Raw genomic sequence first — 15,517 nt, forward strand, 5'->3', positions numbered from 1 at the left:
AGTGTGCCGGGTGGCGGCTTCGCCTTACCCGGCCTACATGGGAGATTTATTTGAAGGTTGCAATCGGCTTCGGCGTGATGCCGAAGTCTTCTTTCAGTTCGCGCTTACTTTTCATCACCATCTGACCGTTAGTGTCGATGGTCATGTGCTGGGCGTTGGTATTGTGACGCGCCTGCCACAGCATCACCAGCTGCAAGCTGTTCTCTTTTTGCTCAGGTGTGAGCGCCACACCGTCCGGCCATTTTCCCAGCTCAACGGCCGTCACCAGGCGCTGATAAACCTCCGGGGTCATGCCAGCAATCATGTCATTAATATTCACGATCTCTCCCTTTCAAAGGAATAATTTGCTGAATCGTTTTTTCAACCCTTGGTCTGGTCGCCGTTTTCGTCATCGGTAAAGCTCATCGAAGCCGAATTTACGCAGAAACGCTCCCCCGTCGGCTGCGGGCCATCCGGGAAGACATGCCCGAGATGGGCGTCGCAATTCCCACAACGAATTTCGGTGCGCACCATGCCGTGCGAGGAGTCCGTCAGATAGCGGATCGCATCATCGCTGACAGGCTCGTAAAAGCTTGGCCAGCCGCAGCCAGAATCGTACTTAGTCTGGGAGTTAAACAGCGGTGCATCACACACCAGGCAGTGGTAGACGCCTTCCCGTTTATTGTGCAGCAAACGCCCGGTAAACGGCGGTTCCGTGCCGTGATTTTGCGTTACGTAAAACTGCATCTCTGTAAGGTTTTTTTTTAAATCGTCGGGGTTATGTTGGTTCGACATATGCTTACATCTCGCTGTTGAAACAGACATCTTTTAACCCAGATTCTAACAAAACATTAACACCCGCGCGTGCACTTTTGATCTAAACTTATGTGTCGCGAAAAGGCGGTCAGGCAATTGTGATCAATTTCACATTTTAATCCTGCAAGGCCTTTAAAATTCCGGGCGCAGCCCCCATGTGGTTGCTAGCTCAAAGGGAAAGTGAGGCGAGTCAGTCGCACAAACGTTAGTCACAGGATTGATTTGTCGCAATGATTGACACGATTCCGCTTGACGCTGCGTAAGGTTTTTGTAATTTTACAGGCAACCTTTTATTCACTAACAAATAGCTGGTGGAATATATGACTATCAAAGTAGGTATCAACGGTTTTGGCCGTATCGGCCGTATTGTTTTCCGTGCTGCTCAGAAACGTTCTGACATCGAAATCGTTGGTATCAACGATCTCCTGGACGCTGAATACATGGCGTACATGCTGAAGTACGACTCAACTCACGGTCGTTTCGACGGCACCGTTGAAGTGAAAGACGGCCACCTGGTTGTTAACGGCAAAACCATCCGCGTTACTGCTGAGAAAGACCCAGCTAACCTGAAATGGAACGAAATCGGTGTTGACGTTGTAGCTGAAGCTACCGGTATCTTCCTGACCGACGAAACTGCACGTAAACACATCACTGCGGGTGCGAAGAAAGTTGTTCTGACTGGTCCTTCCAAAGACAACACCCCAATGTTCGTTCGCGGTGCAAACTTCGAAACTTACGCTGGCCAGGACATCGTTTCCAACGCATCCTGCACCACCAACTGCCTGGCACCGCTGGCTAAAGTTATCAACGACAACTTCGGCATCATCGAAGGTCTGATGACTACCGTTCACGCTACCACCGCTACTCAGAAAACCGTTGATGGCCCGTCTCACAAAGACTGGCGCGGCGGCCGTGGCGCGGCTCAGAACATCATCCCATCTTCTACCGGTGCTGCTAAAGCAGTAGGTAAAGTACTGCCAGAACTGAATGGCAAACTGACTGGTATGGCGTTCCGCGTTCCAACTCCTAACGTATCCGTTGTTGACCTGACCGTTCGTCTGGAAAAAGCTGCTTCTTACGAAGAAATTAAGAAAGCAATCAAAGCTGCTTCCGAAGGCCCAATGAAAGGCGTTCTGGGTTACACCGAAGACGACGTTGTATCTACCGATTTCAACGGCGAAGTGTGCACTTCCGTGTTCGATGCTAAAGCAGGTATCGCACTGAACGACAACTTCGTGAAACTGGTTTCCTGGTACGACAACGAAACTGGCTACTCTAACAAAGTACTGGACCTGATCGCTCACATCTCCAAATAAGTTGAGATGAGTGCTTGATCCTAAAAGGCGACTTCGGTCGCCTTTTTTATTGTTTTTAGACAGAGGATTGCTTAATGATTAATAAAATTTTTGCACTTCCGGTAGTCGAACAACTTACCCCTGTGCTCTCCCGCCGTCAGATTGACGGCGCCGATATCATCGTCGTCGATCATCCGCGCGTTAAAGCCTCCGTAGCGCTCAATGGCGCCCACCTGCTCTCCTGGAAACCAGAAGGCGAAGAAGAAGGCCTGTGGCTGAGCGAGGCCACCTCGTTCAAAAAAGGGGCGGCGATCCGTGGCGGCGTACCGATCTGCTGGCCATGGTTTGGTCCGTCAGCGCAGCAGGGATTGCCGTCTCACGGTTTCGCCCGTAACCAGCAGTGGACGCTGAAAGCCCACAACGAAGATGATAACGGCGCGGTGTTGACCTTTGAACTTCAGGCAAATGATGAAACGCGCGCCCTGTGGCCACATGAATTCACCCTCTATGCCCGCTTCAAGCTGGGTAAAACCTGCGAGATTGAACTGGAAGCGCACGGCGAATTCGAAACAACGTCCGCCCTGCACACCTATTTCAACGTAGGCGACATTCAGGCCGTTAAGGTGAGCGGACTTGGCGATACCTTTATCGACAAAGTGGACAACGCGAAAGAAGGCAGGCTGGACGACGGCGTTCAGAGCTTCCCGGACCGTACCGACCGCGTGTATCTGCACCCGGAAGCCTGTAGCGTCATCCACGACAGCGCGTTGAACCGCGGCATTGACGTGGTTCACCACCACCATAGCAACGTGGTGGGCTGGAACCCGGGCCCTGCCCTTTCCGTCAGCATGGCAGATATCCCGGATGACGGTTACAAGACCTTCGTGTGTGTGGAAACCGCGTGCGTGACCGCCCCGCAGAAGACCAGCGAAGAAAAACCGTCCCGCTTAGGCCAGACGATCAAGATTGTGAAGCGCTAATATTTATCAGGCACCATAAAAAACAAACGGGGCGCAAGCGCCCCGTTTTAATACATCACGTTCTGGTCAGAACTTGTAGGTCACACCCACGGAGAAGATGCCGGACCAGGACTTGTCGACCATCGGGCTGTCCTTCACTTCGTCGCTCAGACGGGTATAACGGCCAGTACCGTACACGTTCCAGTCACCGAGGAAGTTATACGAGGCGGTGAGTTCCAGGTACGGATCCCAGCCATCATCAGCGCTGTAGCTCTTCAGACCACTGCGGCGAGACTCAGCCTTAGACACGCCATAGTAGTAGTCATTGTAATTCTCGCTGCTGTACTGCACACCGATACCCGGCGTCAGGGTCACCGCGCCGTTGGTATAGCGATAAAGCCACGCCAGATCCCAGATGAAGCCATTGCTGTTGTCCAGGGTATCGCCCGCCAGCGCCGTGCGCAGGAAGCCATACTGGGTATTATGGACGTAAGAAAGCCCGGCCATCAGTGAGCTTCTGCGCTTGTCCAGCTGACGAAGCGCATTGCTGTCGCTGTCGCCTGGTTTAAAGTACGTTGGGTCGTAATAGGCCATGATGGAGAGCTTATCGGCCGTATCGTTCCACAGATAGTAGCCGCCGCCCAATCCACGGAACCAGAAGTTATCGCCTTCATAGGTGACAACGGGGACAGGATAAACGTCGCGGTCATACTGCTTGTACGGGCTGTTGATCACGCCAGCACCCGCGCCAACAGTCCACTGGCTCTCCGCCTGTACGGTGCTCGCTGCGGTAGCGGCAAGGATGCCCAATGCCAGAAGTTTGAGTTTGGTCACAATCCATTCTTTCCTGTAGTCAAATAATCAGCGGGTGAAGTGTAACCGCCATTCCCGTACATCCCAAAATTTTTTGCGCGCGAATCCATTTGATTAACCCGTTATTTTTCATTTTTCAGATGACATCCCGCTTTCATTTATGTGACCGATAAATGAAAAACCCCCTTTTCGCTTATAACCGCAGTGGAAATTTTTGGATGAGTTATTGATATGTCATTGAAAGTAGATTTTATCCGTATGCAAGTTTTGCAATTGCCATCTACGCTTTAATTTAAGAAGAGGTTTTGCTGAACACCCTGCGGTTCATAGCCTTCGACCTGGCACACAGGTTGCTGCTCTGGCAGTGAGGTGCGAAAGATTCTCTTCCGGGAGCCTCCACTACTCATACGAACGGCTCTTATCCTGTGCTAAAAAACGAAAGGACGGCATGCCATGAATATATTCGATCACTATCGCCAGCGCTACGAAGCTGCCAAGGACGAAGAGTTCACACTGCAGGAGTTTCTTACCATTTGTCGGCAAGATCGCAGTGCCTATGCCAATGCGGCAGAACGGCTATTGATGGCTATCGGTGAGCCAAACATGGTTGATACTGCCCTGGAGCCACGGCTTTCCCGTCTTTTTTCGAATCGGGTAGTCGCCCGATACCCGGCGTTTGAAGAGTTCTATGGTATGGAAGATGCCATTGAGCAGATCGTCTCCTACCTGAAGCATGCCGCTCAGGGGCTGGAAGAGAAGAAACAGATCCTTTACCTGCTGGGTCCCGTCGGCGGGGGTAAATCCTCCCTGGCTGAACGGCTGAAAGCGCTGATGCAGCGCGTGCCGATCTATGTGCTGAGCGCCAACGGCGAGCGCAGCCCGGTCAATGACCATCCGCTGTGCCTGTTTAATCCGCAAGAGGATGCGCAAATTCTGGAAAAAGAGTTTGGCATTCCGCATCGCTATCTCGGTACGATCATGTCGCCGTGGGCGGCAAAACGCCTGCACGAGTTTGGTGGGGACATCACCAAATTCCGCGTCGTGAAAGTGTGGCCGTCTATCCTCGAGCAGATCGCCATTGCTAAAACTGAACCCGGTGACGAGAACAACCAGGACATCTCGGCGCTGGTGGGTAAAGTCGATATCCGTAAGCTGGAACATCACGCGCAAAACGACCCGGATGCCTACGGCTATTCCGGTGCGCTGTGCCGCGCCAACCAGGGGATTATGGAATTTGTCGAGATGTTTAAAGCACCGATCAAAGTGCTGCATCCGCTGCTGACCGCCACCCAGGAGGGGAACTACAACGGGACGGAAGGTATTTCCGCCCTGCCGTTTAACGGGATTATCCTCGCCCACTCGAACGAATCTGAATGGGTGACCTTCCGTAACAACAAAAACAATGAGGCGTTCCTTGACCGTGTGTACATCGTCAAAGTGCCTTATTGCCTGCGGATCTCCGAGGAGATCAAGATTTACGAAAAACTGCTCAACCACAGTGAGCTGGTCCATGCCCCTTGCGCACCGGGAACGCTGGAAACGCTGTCACGCTTCTCGATCCTGTCGCGCCTGAAAGAGCCGGAAAACTCCAGCATTTACTCCAAAATGCGCGTGTATGACGGCGAAAGCCTGAAGGATACCGACCCGAAAGCCAAATCGTACCAGGAATACCGCGATTACGCCGGGGTCGACGAAGGGATGAACGGTTTGTCGACGCGTTTCGCGTTTAAGATCCTCTCCCGCGTCTTTAACTTCGACCACGCGGAGGTGGCCGCCAACCCGGTTCATCTGTTCTACGTGCTGGAACAGCAAATTGAACGTGAACAGTTCCCACAGGAGCAGGCTGAACGCTACCTGGAGTTCCTGAAAGGCTACCTGATCCCGAAATACGCCGAGTTTATCGGCAAAGAGATCCAGACCGCCTACCTGGAATCCTATTCCGAATACGGCCAGAACATTTTCGATCGGTACGTCACCTACGCTGACTTCTGGATCCAGGATCAGGAGTACCGCGACCCGGATACCGGCCAGCTGTTTGACCGTGAATCCCTGAACGCAGAGCTGGAAAAAATTGAGAAACCGGCCGGGATCAGCAACCCGAAAGACTTCCGAAACGAGATTGTGAACTTCGTGCTGCGCGCCAGAGCGCATAACAACGGCCGCAATCCAAACTGGACCAGCTACGAAAAACTGCGCACGGTTATAGAGAAGAAAATGTTCTCTAACACGGAAGAGCTGTTGCCGGTTATCTCGTTCAACGCCAAAACCTCAACCGACGAGCAGAAAAAGCACGACGATTTTGTCGACCGTATGATGGAAAAAGGCTATACGCGCAAACAGGTCCGCCTGCTTTGTGAATGGTATCTGCGCGTGCGTAAATCGTCTTAAAACAAGTGCCCGGTAACGCGCTTACCGGGCCAACAAAATGTCCGGCACTTACGGACGCTGCAAGTTGGCAAATGCAGTACGGGGGATATATGACCTGGTTTATTGACCGGCGTCTTAACGGCAAAAACAAGAGCACGGTGAATCGCCAGCGCTTCTTGCGCCGTTATAAAGCGCAAATTAAACAGTCGATCTCCGAGGCCATCAACAAACGCTCGGTGACCGACGTCGACAGCGGCGAATCCGTCTCCATTCCCAACGATGACATCAGCGAACCGATGTTTCATCAGGGGCGTGGCGGTCTTCGCCATCGCGTGCACCCAGGTAATGACCACTTCGTCCAGAATGACAGAATCGAGCGGCCACAAGGCGGAGGCGGCGGTTCTGGCAGCGGTCAGGGACAAGCCAGCCAGGACGGTGAAGGCCAGGATGAGTTCGTCTTTCAGATTTCAAAAGACGAATATCTCGACCTGCTGTTTGAGGATCTGGCCCTGCCGAATCTGAGAAAGAATCAGCACCGTCAGCTCAACGAATACAAAACCCATCGTGCGGGCTATACCGCAAACGGGGTGCCCGCCAACATCAGCGTAGTGCGTTCACTGCAAAACTCGCTGGCGCGACGCACGGCGATGACGGCAGGCAAACGGCGCGAACTGCGCGAGCTGGAAACCAGCCTGAAAGTGGTGGAAAACACCGAACCGGCGCAACTACTGGAAGAGGAGCGCCTGCGAAAAGAGATCGCCGAACTGCGGGCGAAGATCGACCGGGTACCGTTTATCGACACGTTCGACCTGCGCTACAAGAACTACGAAAAACGTCCGGAGCCTTCCAGCCAGGCGGTGATGTTCTGCCTGATGGACGTGTCAGGTTCAATGGATCAGGCCACCAAGGATATGGCTAAGCGTTTTTATATTCTGCTCTATCTGTTCCTGAGCAGAACGTATAAGAACGTGGAGGTGGTCTACATCCGCCATCACACTCAGGCGAAAGAGGTGGATGAGCATGAGTTTTTCTACTCGCAGGAGACCGGTGGCACCATCGTGTCGAGCGCCCTGAAGCTGATGGATGAGGTGGTAAAGGAGCGCTACGACCCGGCGCAGTGGAACATCTACGCCGCACAGGCATCGGATGGCGATAACTGGGCGGATGACTCACCCCTGTGTCATGAAATTCTGGCGAAGAAGATCCTGCCGGTGGTGCGCTACTACAGTTACATTGAAATTACCCGTCGCGCCCACCAGACGCTGTGGCGAGAGTATGAGCATCTGCAAGCGATGTTCGATAACTTTGCGATGCAGCACATTCGAGACCAGGATGATATCTATCCGGTCTTCCGGGAACTGTTCCAGAAACAGTCTTCCACCAGCAACGCATGAATCAACAGCCAGCGCTCCCGCTGGCTGTTTTCTTTCAGCCCTCTCCCTCCCGTGCTAATGTAGCAAGCTACGTATTGGCTAATCACAGGTGAAATCGTTATGTCTGATGACGTGACCGGGACGACAACCCATCAGCAGCTAATCAGCTTATTAACCGAGCAGGAGGCGCACTTTCGTGTGGTGGCGCATGAGGCCGTAGGGAAATGCGAAGCGGTCAGTGAAATTCGCGGGACCGATCTCCGCCAGGGTGCAAAAGCGCTGGTCTGTAAGGTAAAAGGCAACGGCGTTAAGAAACATATTCTGGCAATCCTCGCCGCCGATCGGCAGGCCGATCTGAGCCTGCTGGCCAGCCATTTCGGAGGGCTTAAGGCATCTCTCGCCAGTCCGGCCGAAGTGGATGCGCTTACCGGCTGCGTTTTCGGCGCCATTCCCCCCTTCAGCTTTCACCCGGATCTGACGCTTGTCGCCGATCCGTTGCTGTTTGAGCGCTTTGACGAGATCGCCTTTAACGCCGGTCTGCTGGAAAAATCGGTGATTATGGATACCCAGGACTATCTGCGTATCGCCCGTCCTGAACTGGTGTCGTTCCGTAAACAATAAATACAGAGGCTGGCTAACGGTCAGCCGTTTTCCAGCAGCAGCACGGAAGCAATCAAAATAATCGCGATGATAAAAAACGATGAGGAGATAATCAGCGTTTCGACAAACATAGGATCGTTCATGATGCCCTCTGCCTTGCCCATTTCCTTTTTTTTTACTCCCGCATAATGACAGTTAAATGACAATGACGCGTCCGCGAAATGACAATTTTTCGCTGAAACGATTCGCTGTTAACTCCCCTCCCCCGTATAAAGTCACTGTTTAAATACTTTATTTGTTACCGGTATCACGAAAAGAAATTTACGTAACCCCGATGCCAGATCTCGCAATTGTTAACCTTTTCATGATGGTTAACCTTGTTTACGGAGCACCTCATAAATAAACCTTACACTGGCAAGGTGAATACAATGACCGAGATAATTACCCGTAAAGAAAAAATCAGTTATGGGTTAGGCGATATGGCGAGCCATATTGGGCTGGATAACGTCATTATTTTTCTGACGTTTTACTATACGGACGTGGTGGGGTTACCTGCCGCATTCGTGGGCACTATGTTTCTTCTGGCGAGAACCGCCGATGCCATAATTGATCCGGCGATGGGCTATATCGCAGACAGGACGCGTACCCGCTGGGGAAAATTCCGCCCCTGGATGCTGTGGCTGGCGCTGCCCTTTGGCGCAAGCTGTCTGCTGACCTACGCCGTGCCGGCGTCGCTCGACCTGCACGGTAAAATGATTTTCGCCACCGTCAGCTATACCCTGATGATGCTGATGTATACCGCAATCAATATTCCCTATTGCTCCATGGGCGCGGTAATTACGCCCGACAACGATGCGCGAATTTCCCTTCAGTCTTATCGCTTTTTCCTTGCCACGCTGGGTGGCGCGTTGTCGACATTCTTTATGATGCCGCTGGCAGAGTTTTTAGGCGGCGACGATAAATTACTGGGCTACCGCTGGGCGATGGCCATTATGGCGACCGTCGCGGTCATCATGTTCTGGATCTGCTTCGCCAATACGCGTGAACGTATTAAGGCTCCCGCCACCCACAATAATTATCTTGCGGAACTGCGGGATTTATTACGAAACGACCAATGGCGAGTTGTCGCCGTCCTGGTATTAACCAATATTAGTTTTGGCGTTATTCGCCTTGGCGCAATGATGTATTTCGTCACTTATTATCTCGGTAGCGCAAGCTATTTTATGTGGATGCTCGGGGCGCATATTCTCGGGAAAGCCGCAGGCAGCGCGCTGGCCAAACGTCTGACGCAGAACGTCAGCAAAGTGCAGATGTTTGGATATTGTTCCGTACTGGCGGGGGTACTCAGCATCGCCCTGTTCTTTGCGCCTAAGTCGGTGCTTATTCTGGTGCCCATGACGTTTATCGTCTCCACCCTTTACCAGGCCACCACCACGCTAATGTGGGTGATGATGGCGGATGTCGCCGATTACGGCGAATGGAAACAGGGCAAACGCATGGACGGCGTGATCTTCTCCACCTTCCTCGCCGTACTCAAGCTGGGGATGGCGATCAGCGGCGCGATTGTTGGCTGGACGCTGGGCTTAAGCGGCTATGTTGCCAATGCCCCGGAACAAACCACCACGGCCATGTACTGCATCATCGCCCTCTTCACCGTCGTACCTGGCATCTTGTCGCTCTGCGCGTTTGCCACGCTGCGCTGGTACAAGCTCGACGACAGCACAATGCAATCCATCCATCTCGCCAAACACCCTGTTTAGAAGGACGCATTATCCATGAGTGAGCTGATTCAACATTCCAACTGTATCGAATGGCGTTTTGAACGCCAGATCCTGCGCATCGAACCCTGGGGAGAAAACAGTCTTCGCGTCAGGGCCACCTGCTCCCCGGCATTTGATGACGCCTTACAGGCACTGTTACCCGCCGCCCCTTGCCAGGCCGAGATTGTCGCCGAAGCGGAAAGCCTGACGCTGCGCAACGGCAATATTACCGCGACCCTGAACCTTAAAGGTCAGTTGGCCTTCTACAATCAGCGCGGCGAACTGCTGCTGGAGGAGATGTGGCGCCAGCGTTCAACGGTGGGTATCGGTGCCAGCGAGAAGAGTCAGGATAAATATGTCAGCGCCCTGAAGCTGGATGGCCGCGAATTTAAACCGCTGATGGGCGGCAAATATCAGCTCACCGTCCGGTTTGAATCGCGTCCGGATGAACGCATCTATGGCATGGGTCAGTATCAACAGCCGTGGCTGGATCTGAAAGGCTGCACGCTGGAGCTGGCTCAGCGCAACTCCCAGGCCAGCGTGCCCTTTATGCAGTCCAGCCTTGGCTATGGCCTGCTGTGGAACAACCCGGCGATTGGTGAAGCCAGCTTTGCAAAAAATCAGACGGAATGGCGCGCCCGCGTCACAGGAGAGATGGACTACTGGATCACCGCCGCTGACACGGTGGCGGATATCACCCGCCAGTATGTGAAAGCCACCGGTACTCCGCCCCCCGCCCCGGCGTTTATCAGCGGGCTGTGGCAGTGCAAATTGCGATACCGCACCCAGCAGGAGGTGCTGGAGGTTGCGCGGGAGTATCGCCGCCGTAATCTGCCGCTGTCGGTGATGGTCATCGACTTTTTCCACTGGCCGAATCAGGGCACCTGGTGCTTCGACCCCGTAGACTGGCCCGATCCTGAAGGCATGGTCGACGAGCTGCGCGAAATGGGTATTGCGCTGATGGTGTCGGTGTGGCCAACGGTAGAGGCGCGCAGCCCCCTCTACCCGCTGATGAAAGCCAAAGGCTGGCTAGTCAGCAGTGAGCGCGGCGTGCAGGTCAACCTCGATTTTATGGGCAATACCACCTTCTTTGATGCGACCCATCCAGAGGCGCGGAAATTCGTCTGGGATACGGTGAAGAAAAATTACTACGACATGGGCATTAAGCTGTTCTGGCTGGACGAAGCGGAGCCGGAATATCGCGCCTATGATTTTGACAACTATCGCTACCACGCCGGTCCGGTACTGGAAGTGGGCAATCGCTACCCGCGTGACTTTGCGCAGGGCTTTTACGATGGGCTCCAGGCAAACGGCGAAACCGACATTGTTAACCTGGTACGCTGCGCCTGGGCAGGCAGCCAGCGATTCGGCGTGCTGGCGTGGTCGGGTGATGTCCACTCATCGTTCCATGCTTTTCGCAATCAACTCGCCGCAGGACTGAATATGGGGCTGGCGGGGATCCCATGGTGGACGACCGATATCGGCGGCTTCCAGGGAGGGAACGTTAACGACCCGGCGTTCCATGAATTGCTGATCCGTTGGTTCCAGTGGGCGGTGTTTACACCGGTACTGCGCATGCACGGCTATCGCGAACCGCAGATCCAACCTCCGGAGCGCTACCGTGACGGTATTCCTCAGTGTAACAGCGGTTCGCCTAATGAGCTGTGGAGTTACGGAGAAGAGAATTACGCCATCATGCAGCACTGGCTTACCGTGCGCGAAACCCTGCGCCCGTATATTGACGCGTTGTACCGGCAGGCTCATCTGCACGGAGACCCGCTTATGCGTCCGCTGTTCTGGCACTATCCGCAGGACAAGCAGAGCTGGGCGTGTGAAGATCAGTATCTGTTTGGTGAAGATCTTCTGGTGGCGCCGGTTATGCAGGCCGGTCAGCGTGAGCGCGATGTCTGGCTGCCGACGGGCAATAGCTGGATCGCCCTCAACGGTGAGCGCTACGCCGGTGGGGAGCATATCCGGGTGCCTGCGGCGCTGGAAACCATCCCGGTGTTTATCCGCGAAGGGAGTCCGCTTATCCAGCAACTGGTGGACTGACGTCAGGCAAGTGCCCAAAAATAGACAATTTTTTCAGTAAAGCCTGCCTGCCGTCGCGTTTGCGCGTAAAGTAAGCAGGCTTACTATTTTTGGCAAGGATCCCGTCATGTTCGACCCTACACTACTCATACTTCTGGCCCTGGCTGCTCTGGGTTTTGTCAGCCACAATACCACCGTCGCGATTTCCATTCTGGTCCTGATCATCGTTCGCGTCACACCGTTGAACACCTTCTTCCCGTGGATAGAAAAACAGGGGCTTACCATCGGGATCATTATTTTGACCATCGGCGTGATGGCCCCGATTGCCAGCGGAACGCTACCGGCCTCAACGCTGCTGCACTCCTTTGTGAACTGGAAATCGCTGGTGGCGATTGCGGTGGGCATTTTTGTCTCATGGCTTGGCGGGCGCGGCGTGACGCTGATGAGCAGCCAGCCTTCTCTGGTGGCCGGGCTGCTGGTGGGCACCGTGTTAGGCGTGGCGCTATTTCGTGGCGTGCCGGTTGGCCCGCTGATTGCTGCCGGACTGGTTTCGCTGTTTATCGGGAAGTCGTAGTCAGGCTGGCGATATAGCGGGCGGGCGTCTGTCCCAGTCCTTTCTTGAACATGGTGATAAAGGCGGTGGTGGAGTCATACCCCAGCGCCTGCGCCGCCTGCTGGACCGACTTTCCGCCGATCAAAAACTGCAATGCGACAATCAGCTGGAGCTGGTGTCGCCAGCGGCGAAAGCTTAAGCCGGTCTCTTTCACCACCAGTCGCGCCAGATTGCGCTCGCTCATGGCAAAGTGGCTGGCCCACTGCGCCAGCGTCTGCCAGGCGGCAGGTTCGTTTGCCATGGTCTCACTCATCAGACGAATTTTCGGATGCGGAGATACCGGCAGCTGGAGATGCTCCTGCGGTTGCAGGGGCAGTTCATCAAACAGGACGTCAACCAGCCTTCCGGTAGCGGGAAGAGGCAGTTCCTCCTGTGACCTGTCCGCGAGCGCCAGCACCAGCTCCCGCACCAGGGGCGATATTTTCAACGTACAGGTACGCGTCGGTAATTCGAGCGCACCGGGTTCAATAAACAGCAGGCAGAGCTGCGCGCCGGGCGTCGCCTTGTTGCTGTGCGGCGTTTGACCCGGTATCCACACCGCATACTGGGGCGGCACCATCAGCATCGCGTTCTCTACTTCACAGGTGATCGCTCCTCCCAGCGCCATAATCAGCTGCCCTTTGCGGTGCTGATGCAGCGGAATGTACTGTTCTTGTGCCACCACGCGGATGCGAAAGGCCACCGCCGCGTCGTGCTGGCTATCGGGATCGTAGCCGTCGAGTCCCAGTCCATACATAAAGTTGTCCGATATTAGCGATAAACTGTCATTTTAGCCTGATTTCAACCACGACTTAAATCGGTATGGTATGCGCTCGCCTGAAAGTAAGAGACAATAATGACTACTGCTATTCAACCTTCCGGGAAACAGGGCGCGCTGCTGGTTGCAGGCATCCTGATGATCGCCACGACGCTGCGCGTCACCTTTACCGGGGTCGCCCCCCTGCTCGACACCATCCGACAGGACTATGGCTTAAGCACGGCGCAAACCGGTCTGCTCACAACGCTGCCTCTGCTGGCCTTCGCCTTTATCTCTCCCCTTGCCGCAGGCGTCGCCCGGCGCCTGGGCATTGAGCGCAGCCTTTTTATCGCTCTGCTGCTGATTTGCATCGGGATTGGCGTACGTTCGCTGCCGTCGGCCTCGCTGCTGTTTATCGGTACGGCGATCGTGGGCTGTGGGATTGCGCTGGGCAATGTCCTGTTACCCGGATTAATCAAACGTGATTTTCCGGGCCAGGTCGCAAAACTGACGGGGGCTTATTCGCTGACGATGGGGGCCGCCGCTGCCGCAGGGTCTGCGCTGATCGTCCCGCTGTCGCTGGGGAGTGGTGGCTGGCACGGGGCGCTGTTGATGCTGATGTTCTTCCCGCTGGTGGCGCTGCTGCTGTGGTTACCGCAATGGCGCAAGAGGCCGGCCGCCACCCTGACCGGCGCGGGCGCGTTGCACAATCGGGCAATCTGGCGCTCGGCACTCGCCTGGCAGGTGACGCTTTTTCTGGGCATTAACTCGCTGATTTACTACGTCATTATCGGCTGGTTACCCGCGATTTTACTTAGCCACGGCTACAGCGAAACGCAGGCTGGCTCCATGCACGGACTTCTCCAGCTGGCAACCGCTGTTCCCGGTCTCGCCATTCCGCTGATCCTGCACCGTCTTAACGATCAGCGTGGCATAGCCGGGCTTGTCGCTCTGATGTGCGCCGTCAGTGCGGCCGGGTTCTGGTTCGCGCCGGGGCTGGCCGTCGTCTGGACGCTGGTGTTTGGCTTTGGATCCGGCGCCACCATGATCCTCGGCCTGACGTTTATCGGACTGCGGGCCAGCTCGGCCCATCAGGCCGCCGCGCTCTCCGGCATGGCACAGTCGATTGGCTATCTGCTGGCGGCCTGTGGCCCACCGCTGATGGGGAAAATTCACGATACCGCCGGAGACTGGCGCATTCCGCTGCTGGCCTGCGCGCTGGCAGCGGTAGTGATGGCCCTGTGCGGCATGCTGGCCGGGCGTGACCGGGAGATCACACCCCGCTGACATTCAAGGCAGACCTGACGGTCTGCTTTTTTTATCCCTGCGCCGCCCGCAGCATGGCCTGTACCAGCACCACCGGGCGCCCTTGAAGCGCAGCCCGCTCATGCTGGAACAGGGTGATGACAAAGAAAGGATGGGTCAGCAGCTCTGCCGCGCGGATCTCGCCCTGCTCGTCCCAGCCCGTTACGCGCATGTCGCCCCGCTCAAGCTGGCTGGCAAACTCAGACGAGACGCCGTAATTGCAGTGATAACCTTCCTGAATTTCCGGCTTGCCGTACGCTTTGGCAATCAGCGTATTGTTCCGCAGCTCAATCGCGTCGGTTTTTTCCACCAGCGAGCAGGCCAGCGGCGCAATCACCATCCTCCCCTCGGTATCGGTTTCGGCATGGCCTGCATCGTGCCAGCCCAGCACATTACGGGCATACTCAATCAGCGCATGCTGGAACCCGCCGCAGGTGCCGAGAAAAGGGATGCTGTTCTCACGCGCGTAACGCGCGGCAATAAACGCCGCCTCGGTGTTTTTATACGGGCTTGCCGGTACCAGCCAGATGGCATCGTACCCGACCAGGTCTTCGGGGTTGGTCAGCTCAGGCGTGGCGAGCCAGTCATAATCAGCGGTGAGATCCAGAACCGCAGCGGCGTCGTCAATCGCCAGCGGGATCGCCTGGTGCGCAATAACATCGGGATTGTAATCACCAACCAGCGCAATGCGCAGCGTCGTTTTAACCGGGGAGAGTTCCATGAGAGATTCCTTATGCCGGAGGATTTTCAGATAACATAAGGAACCTCAGACTACCGATCTTTTGCAATTATCACAATACCTTAAATTGGGTGCTTAAACGCCGGGTGTTATAGTGTTCTTGCCGAACGTCGAACGGTAGGAGGAAAACG

General features: G+C 55.0%; 15 protein-coding genes. 9 read left to right on the plus strand and 6 right to left on the minus strand.

Translation table 11 applies throughout. From position 1 onward, the window contains the following. Positions 1-46 precede the first annotated feature (46 nt). Together IM282_RS04695 and msrB are read right to left on the minus strand one after the other, a co-directional pair. Positions 47-319 carry a YeaC family protein gene (locus IM282_RS04695; protein WP_058647223.1) on the minus strand — a complete coding sequence of 91 codons (273 nt, stop codon included), beginning with the start codon at positions 317-319 and terminating at the stop codon, positions 47-49. 41 nt (positions 320-360) lie between these two features. Continuing rightward, positions 361-774: a peptide-methionine (R)-S-oxide reductase MsrB gene (msrB, locus tag IM282_RS04700; protein WP_022647790.1), complete on the minus strand. Its 414-nt coding sequence runs from the start codon at positions 772-774 to the stop codon at positions 361-363. 341 nt (positions 775-1,115) lie between these two features. Between msrB and gapA the strand changes: the two genes are divergently transcribed. Beyond that, the gene (gapA, locus tag IM282_RS04705; protein WP_006809136.1) at positions 1,116-2,111 is read left to right on the plus strand and encodes a glyceraldehyde-3-phosphate dehydrogenase; all 996 of its coding nucleotides are present in this window, start codon (positions 1,116-1,118) and stop codon (positions 2,109-2,111) included. 74 nt (positions 2,112-2,185) lie between these two features. Then, the gene (locus IM282_RS04710) at positions 2,186-3,070 is read left to right on the plus strand and encodes a D-hexose-6-phosphate mutarotase (RefSeq protein ID WP_022647789.1); all 885 of its coding nucleotides are present in this window, start codon (positions 2,186-2,188) and stop codon (positions 3,068-3,070) included. Between the two features lie 66 nt (positions 3,071-3,136). On the opposite strand, the gene IM282_RS04715 is transcribed toward IM282_RS04710, so the two are convergent. Then, complete coding sequence (locus IM282_RS04715) at positions 3,137-3,883, minus strand: MipA/OmpV family protein (protein ID WP_023299885.1); 747 nt, start codon at positions 3,881-3,883, stop codon at positions 3,137-3,139. A 432-nt stretch (positions 3,884-4,315) separates the two neighbouring features. Between IM282_RS04715 and yeaG the strand changes: the two genes are divergently transcribed. The 3 genes from yeaG (at position 4,316) to IM282_RS04730 (ending at position 8,223) form a co-directional block, all read left to right on the plus strand. Next, positions 4,316-6,250, plus strand: coding sequence for a protein kinase YeaG (gene yeaG, locus IM282_RS04720; RefSeq protein ID WP_006809140.1), 1,935 nt, complete (start codon positions 4,316-4,318; stop codon positions 6,248-6,250). 89 nt (positions 6,251-6,339) lie between these two features. Further along, complete coding sequence (locus tag IM282_RS04725; protein WP_017384692.1) at positions 6,340-7,623, plus strand: YeaH/YhbH family protein; 1,284 nt, start codon at positions 6,340-6,342, stop codon at positions 7,621-7,623. Between the two features lie 99 nt (positions 7,624-7,722). After that, positions 7,723-8,223 (plus strand): YbaK/prolyl-tRNA synthetase associated domain-containing protein, encoded by a 501-nt coding sequence (locus IM282_RS04730; RefSeq protein ID WP_023299826.1) that lies wholly within the window; start codon positions 7,723-7,725, stop codon positions 8,221-8,223. Positions 8,224-8,243: 20 nt separating this feature from the next. Here the strand turns inward: IM282_RS04730 and yoaI are convergent, their stop codons facing one another. Then, positions 8,244-8,345 (minus strand): small membrane protein YoaI, encoded by a 102-nt coding sequence (gene yoaI, locus IM282_RS21840; protein ID WP_017384693.1) that lies wholly within the window; start codon positions 8,343-8,345, stop codon positions 8,244-8,246. A 285-nt stretch (positions 8,346-8,630) separates the two neighbouring features. On the opposite strand from yoaI, the gene IM282_RS04735 reads away from it, so the two are divergent. The 3 genes from IM282_RS04735 (at position 8,631) to IM282_RS04745 (ending at position 12,567) form a co-directional block, all read left to right on the plus strand. Further along, positions 8,631-9,962: a glycoside-pentoside-hexuronide (GPH):cation symporter gene (locus IM282_RS04735; RefSeq protein WP_192970195.1), complete on the plus strand. Its 1,332-nt coding sequence runs from the start codon at positions 8,631-8,633 to the stop codon at positions 9,960-9,962. A 15-nt stretch (positions 9,963-9,977) separates the two neighbouring features. Continuing rightward, positions 9,978-12,014, plus strand: coding sequence for a TIM-barrel domain-containing protein (locus tag IM282_RS04740; protein ID WP_192970196.1), 2,037 nt, complete (start codon positions 9,978-9,980; stop codon positions 12,012-12,014). Positions 12,015-12,120: 106 nt separating this feature from the next. Then, positions 12,121-12,567, plus strand: coding sequence for a DUF441 domain-containing protein (locus tag IM282_RS04745; RefSeq protein WP_024908579.1), 447 nt, complete (start codon positions 12,121-12,123; stop codon positions 12,565-12,567). On the opposite strand, the gene IM282_RS04750 is transcribed toward IM282_RS04745, so the two are convergent. Continuing rightward, positions 12,551-13,342, minus strand: coding sequence for a helix-turn-helix transcriptional regulator (locus tag IM282_RS04750; RefSeq protein WP_023305889.1), 792 nt, complete (start codon positions 13,340-13,342; stop codon positions 12,551-12,553). The two genes, IM282_RS04745 and IM282_RS04750, sit on opposite strands and share 17 nt — an antisense overlap. Before the next feature lie 99 nt (positions 13,343-13,441). On the opposite strand from IM282_RS04750, the gene IM282_RS04755 reads away from it, so the two are divergent. Next, positions 13,442-14,629 carry a CynX/NimT family MFS transporter gene (locus tag IM282_RS04755; RefSeq protein WP_126314779.1) on the plus strand — a complete coding sequence of 396 codons (1,188 nt, stop codon included), beginning with the start codon at positions 13,442-13,444 and terminating at the stop codon, positions 14,627-14,629. A 31-nt stretch (positions 14,630-14,660) separates the two neighbouring features. On the opposite strand, the gene IM282_RS04760 is transcribed toward IM282_RS04755, so the two are convergent. Further along, positions 14,661-15,368, minus strand: a complete 708-nt coding sequence (locus IM282_RS04760) for a CTP synthase (protein WP_022647780.1) — start codon at positions 15,366-15,368, stop codon at positions 14,661-14,663. Positions 15,369-15,517: the final 149 nt, after the last annotated feature.

The sequence above is a fragment of the Enterobacter cloacae complex sp. P29RS genome (assembly GCF_014893445.1).
Lineage (GTDB): Bacteria > Pseudomonadota > Gammaproteobacteria > Enterobacterales > Enterobacteriaceae > Enterobacter > Enterobacter intestinihominis.

Excerpts from the sequence above, each read along its gene's own strand:
- msrB (WP_022647790.1), bottom strand. The coding sequence starts at position 774 with ATGTCGAACCAACATAACCCCGACGATTTAAAAAAAAACCTTACAGAG.
- gapA (WP_006809136.1), top strand. The coding sequence starts at position 1,116 with ATGACTATCAAAGTAGGTATCAACGGTTTTGGCCGTATCGGCCGTATT.
- IM282_RS04710 (WP_022647789.1), top strand. The coding sequence starts at position 2,186 with ATGATTAATAAAATTTTTGCACTTCCGGTAGTCGAACAACTTACCCCT.
- yeaG (WP_006809140.1), top strand. The coding sequence starts at position 4,316 with ATGAATATATTCGATCACTATCGCCAGCGCTACGAAGCTGCCAAGGAC.
- IM282_RS04725 (WP_017384692.1), top strand. The coding sequence starts at position 6,340 with ATGACCTGGTTTATTGACCGGCGTCTTAACGGCAAAAACAAGAGCACG.
- IM282_RS04730 (WP_023299826.1), top strand. The coding sequence starts at position 7,723 with ATGTCTGATGACGTGACCGGGACGACAACCCATCAGCAGCTAATCAGC.
- yoaI (WP_017384693.1), bottom strand. The coding sequence starts at position 8,345 with ATGAACGATCCTATGTTTGTCGAAACGCTGATTATCTCCTCATCGTTT.
- IM282_RS04735 (WP_192970195.1), top strand. The coding sequence starts at position 8,631 with ATGACCGAGATAATTACCCGTAAAGAAAAAATCAGTTATGGGTTAGGC.
- IM282_RS04740 (WP_192970196.1), top strand. The coding sequence starts at position 9,978 with ATGAGTGAGCTGATTCAACATTCCAACTGTATCGAATGGCGTTTTGAA.
- IM282_RS04745 (WP_024908579.1), top strand. The coding sequence starts at position 12,121 with ATGTTCGACCCTACACTACTCATACTTCTGGCCCTGGCTGCTCTGGGT.
- IM282_RS04750 (WP_023305889.1), bottom strand. The coding sequence starts at position 13,342 with ATGTATGGACTGGGACTCGACGGCTACGATCCCGATAGCCAGCACGAC.
- IM282_RS04755 (WP_126314779.1), top strand. The coding sequence starts at position 13,442 with ATGACTACTGCTATTCAACCTTCCGGGAAACAGGGCGCGCTGCTGGTT.
- IM282_RS04760 (WP_022647780.1), bottom strand. The coding sequence starts at position 15,368 with ATGGAACTCTCCCCGGTTAAAACGACGCTGCGCATTGCGCTGGTTGGT.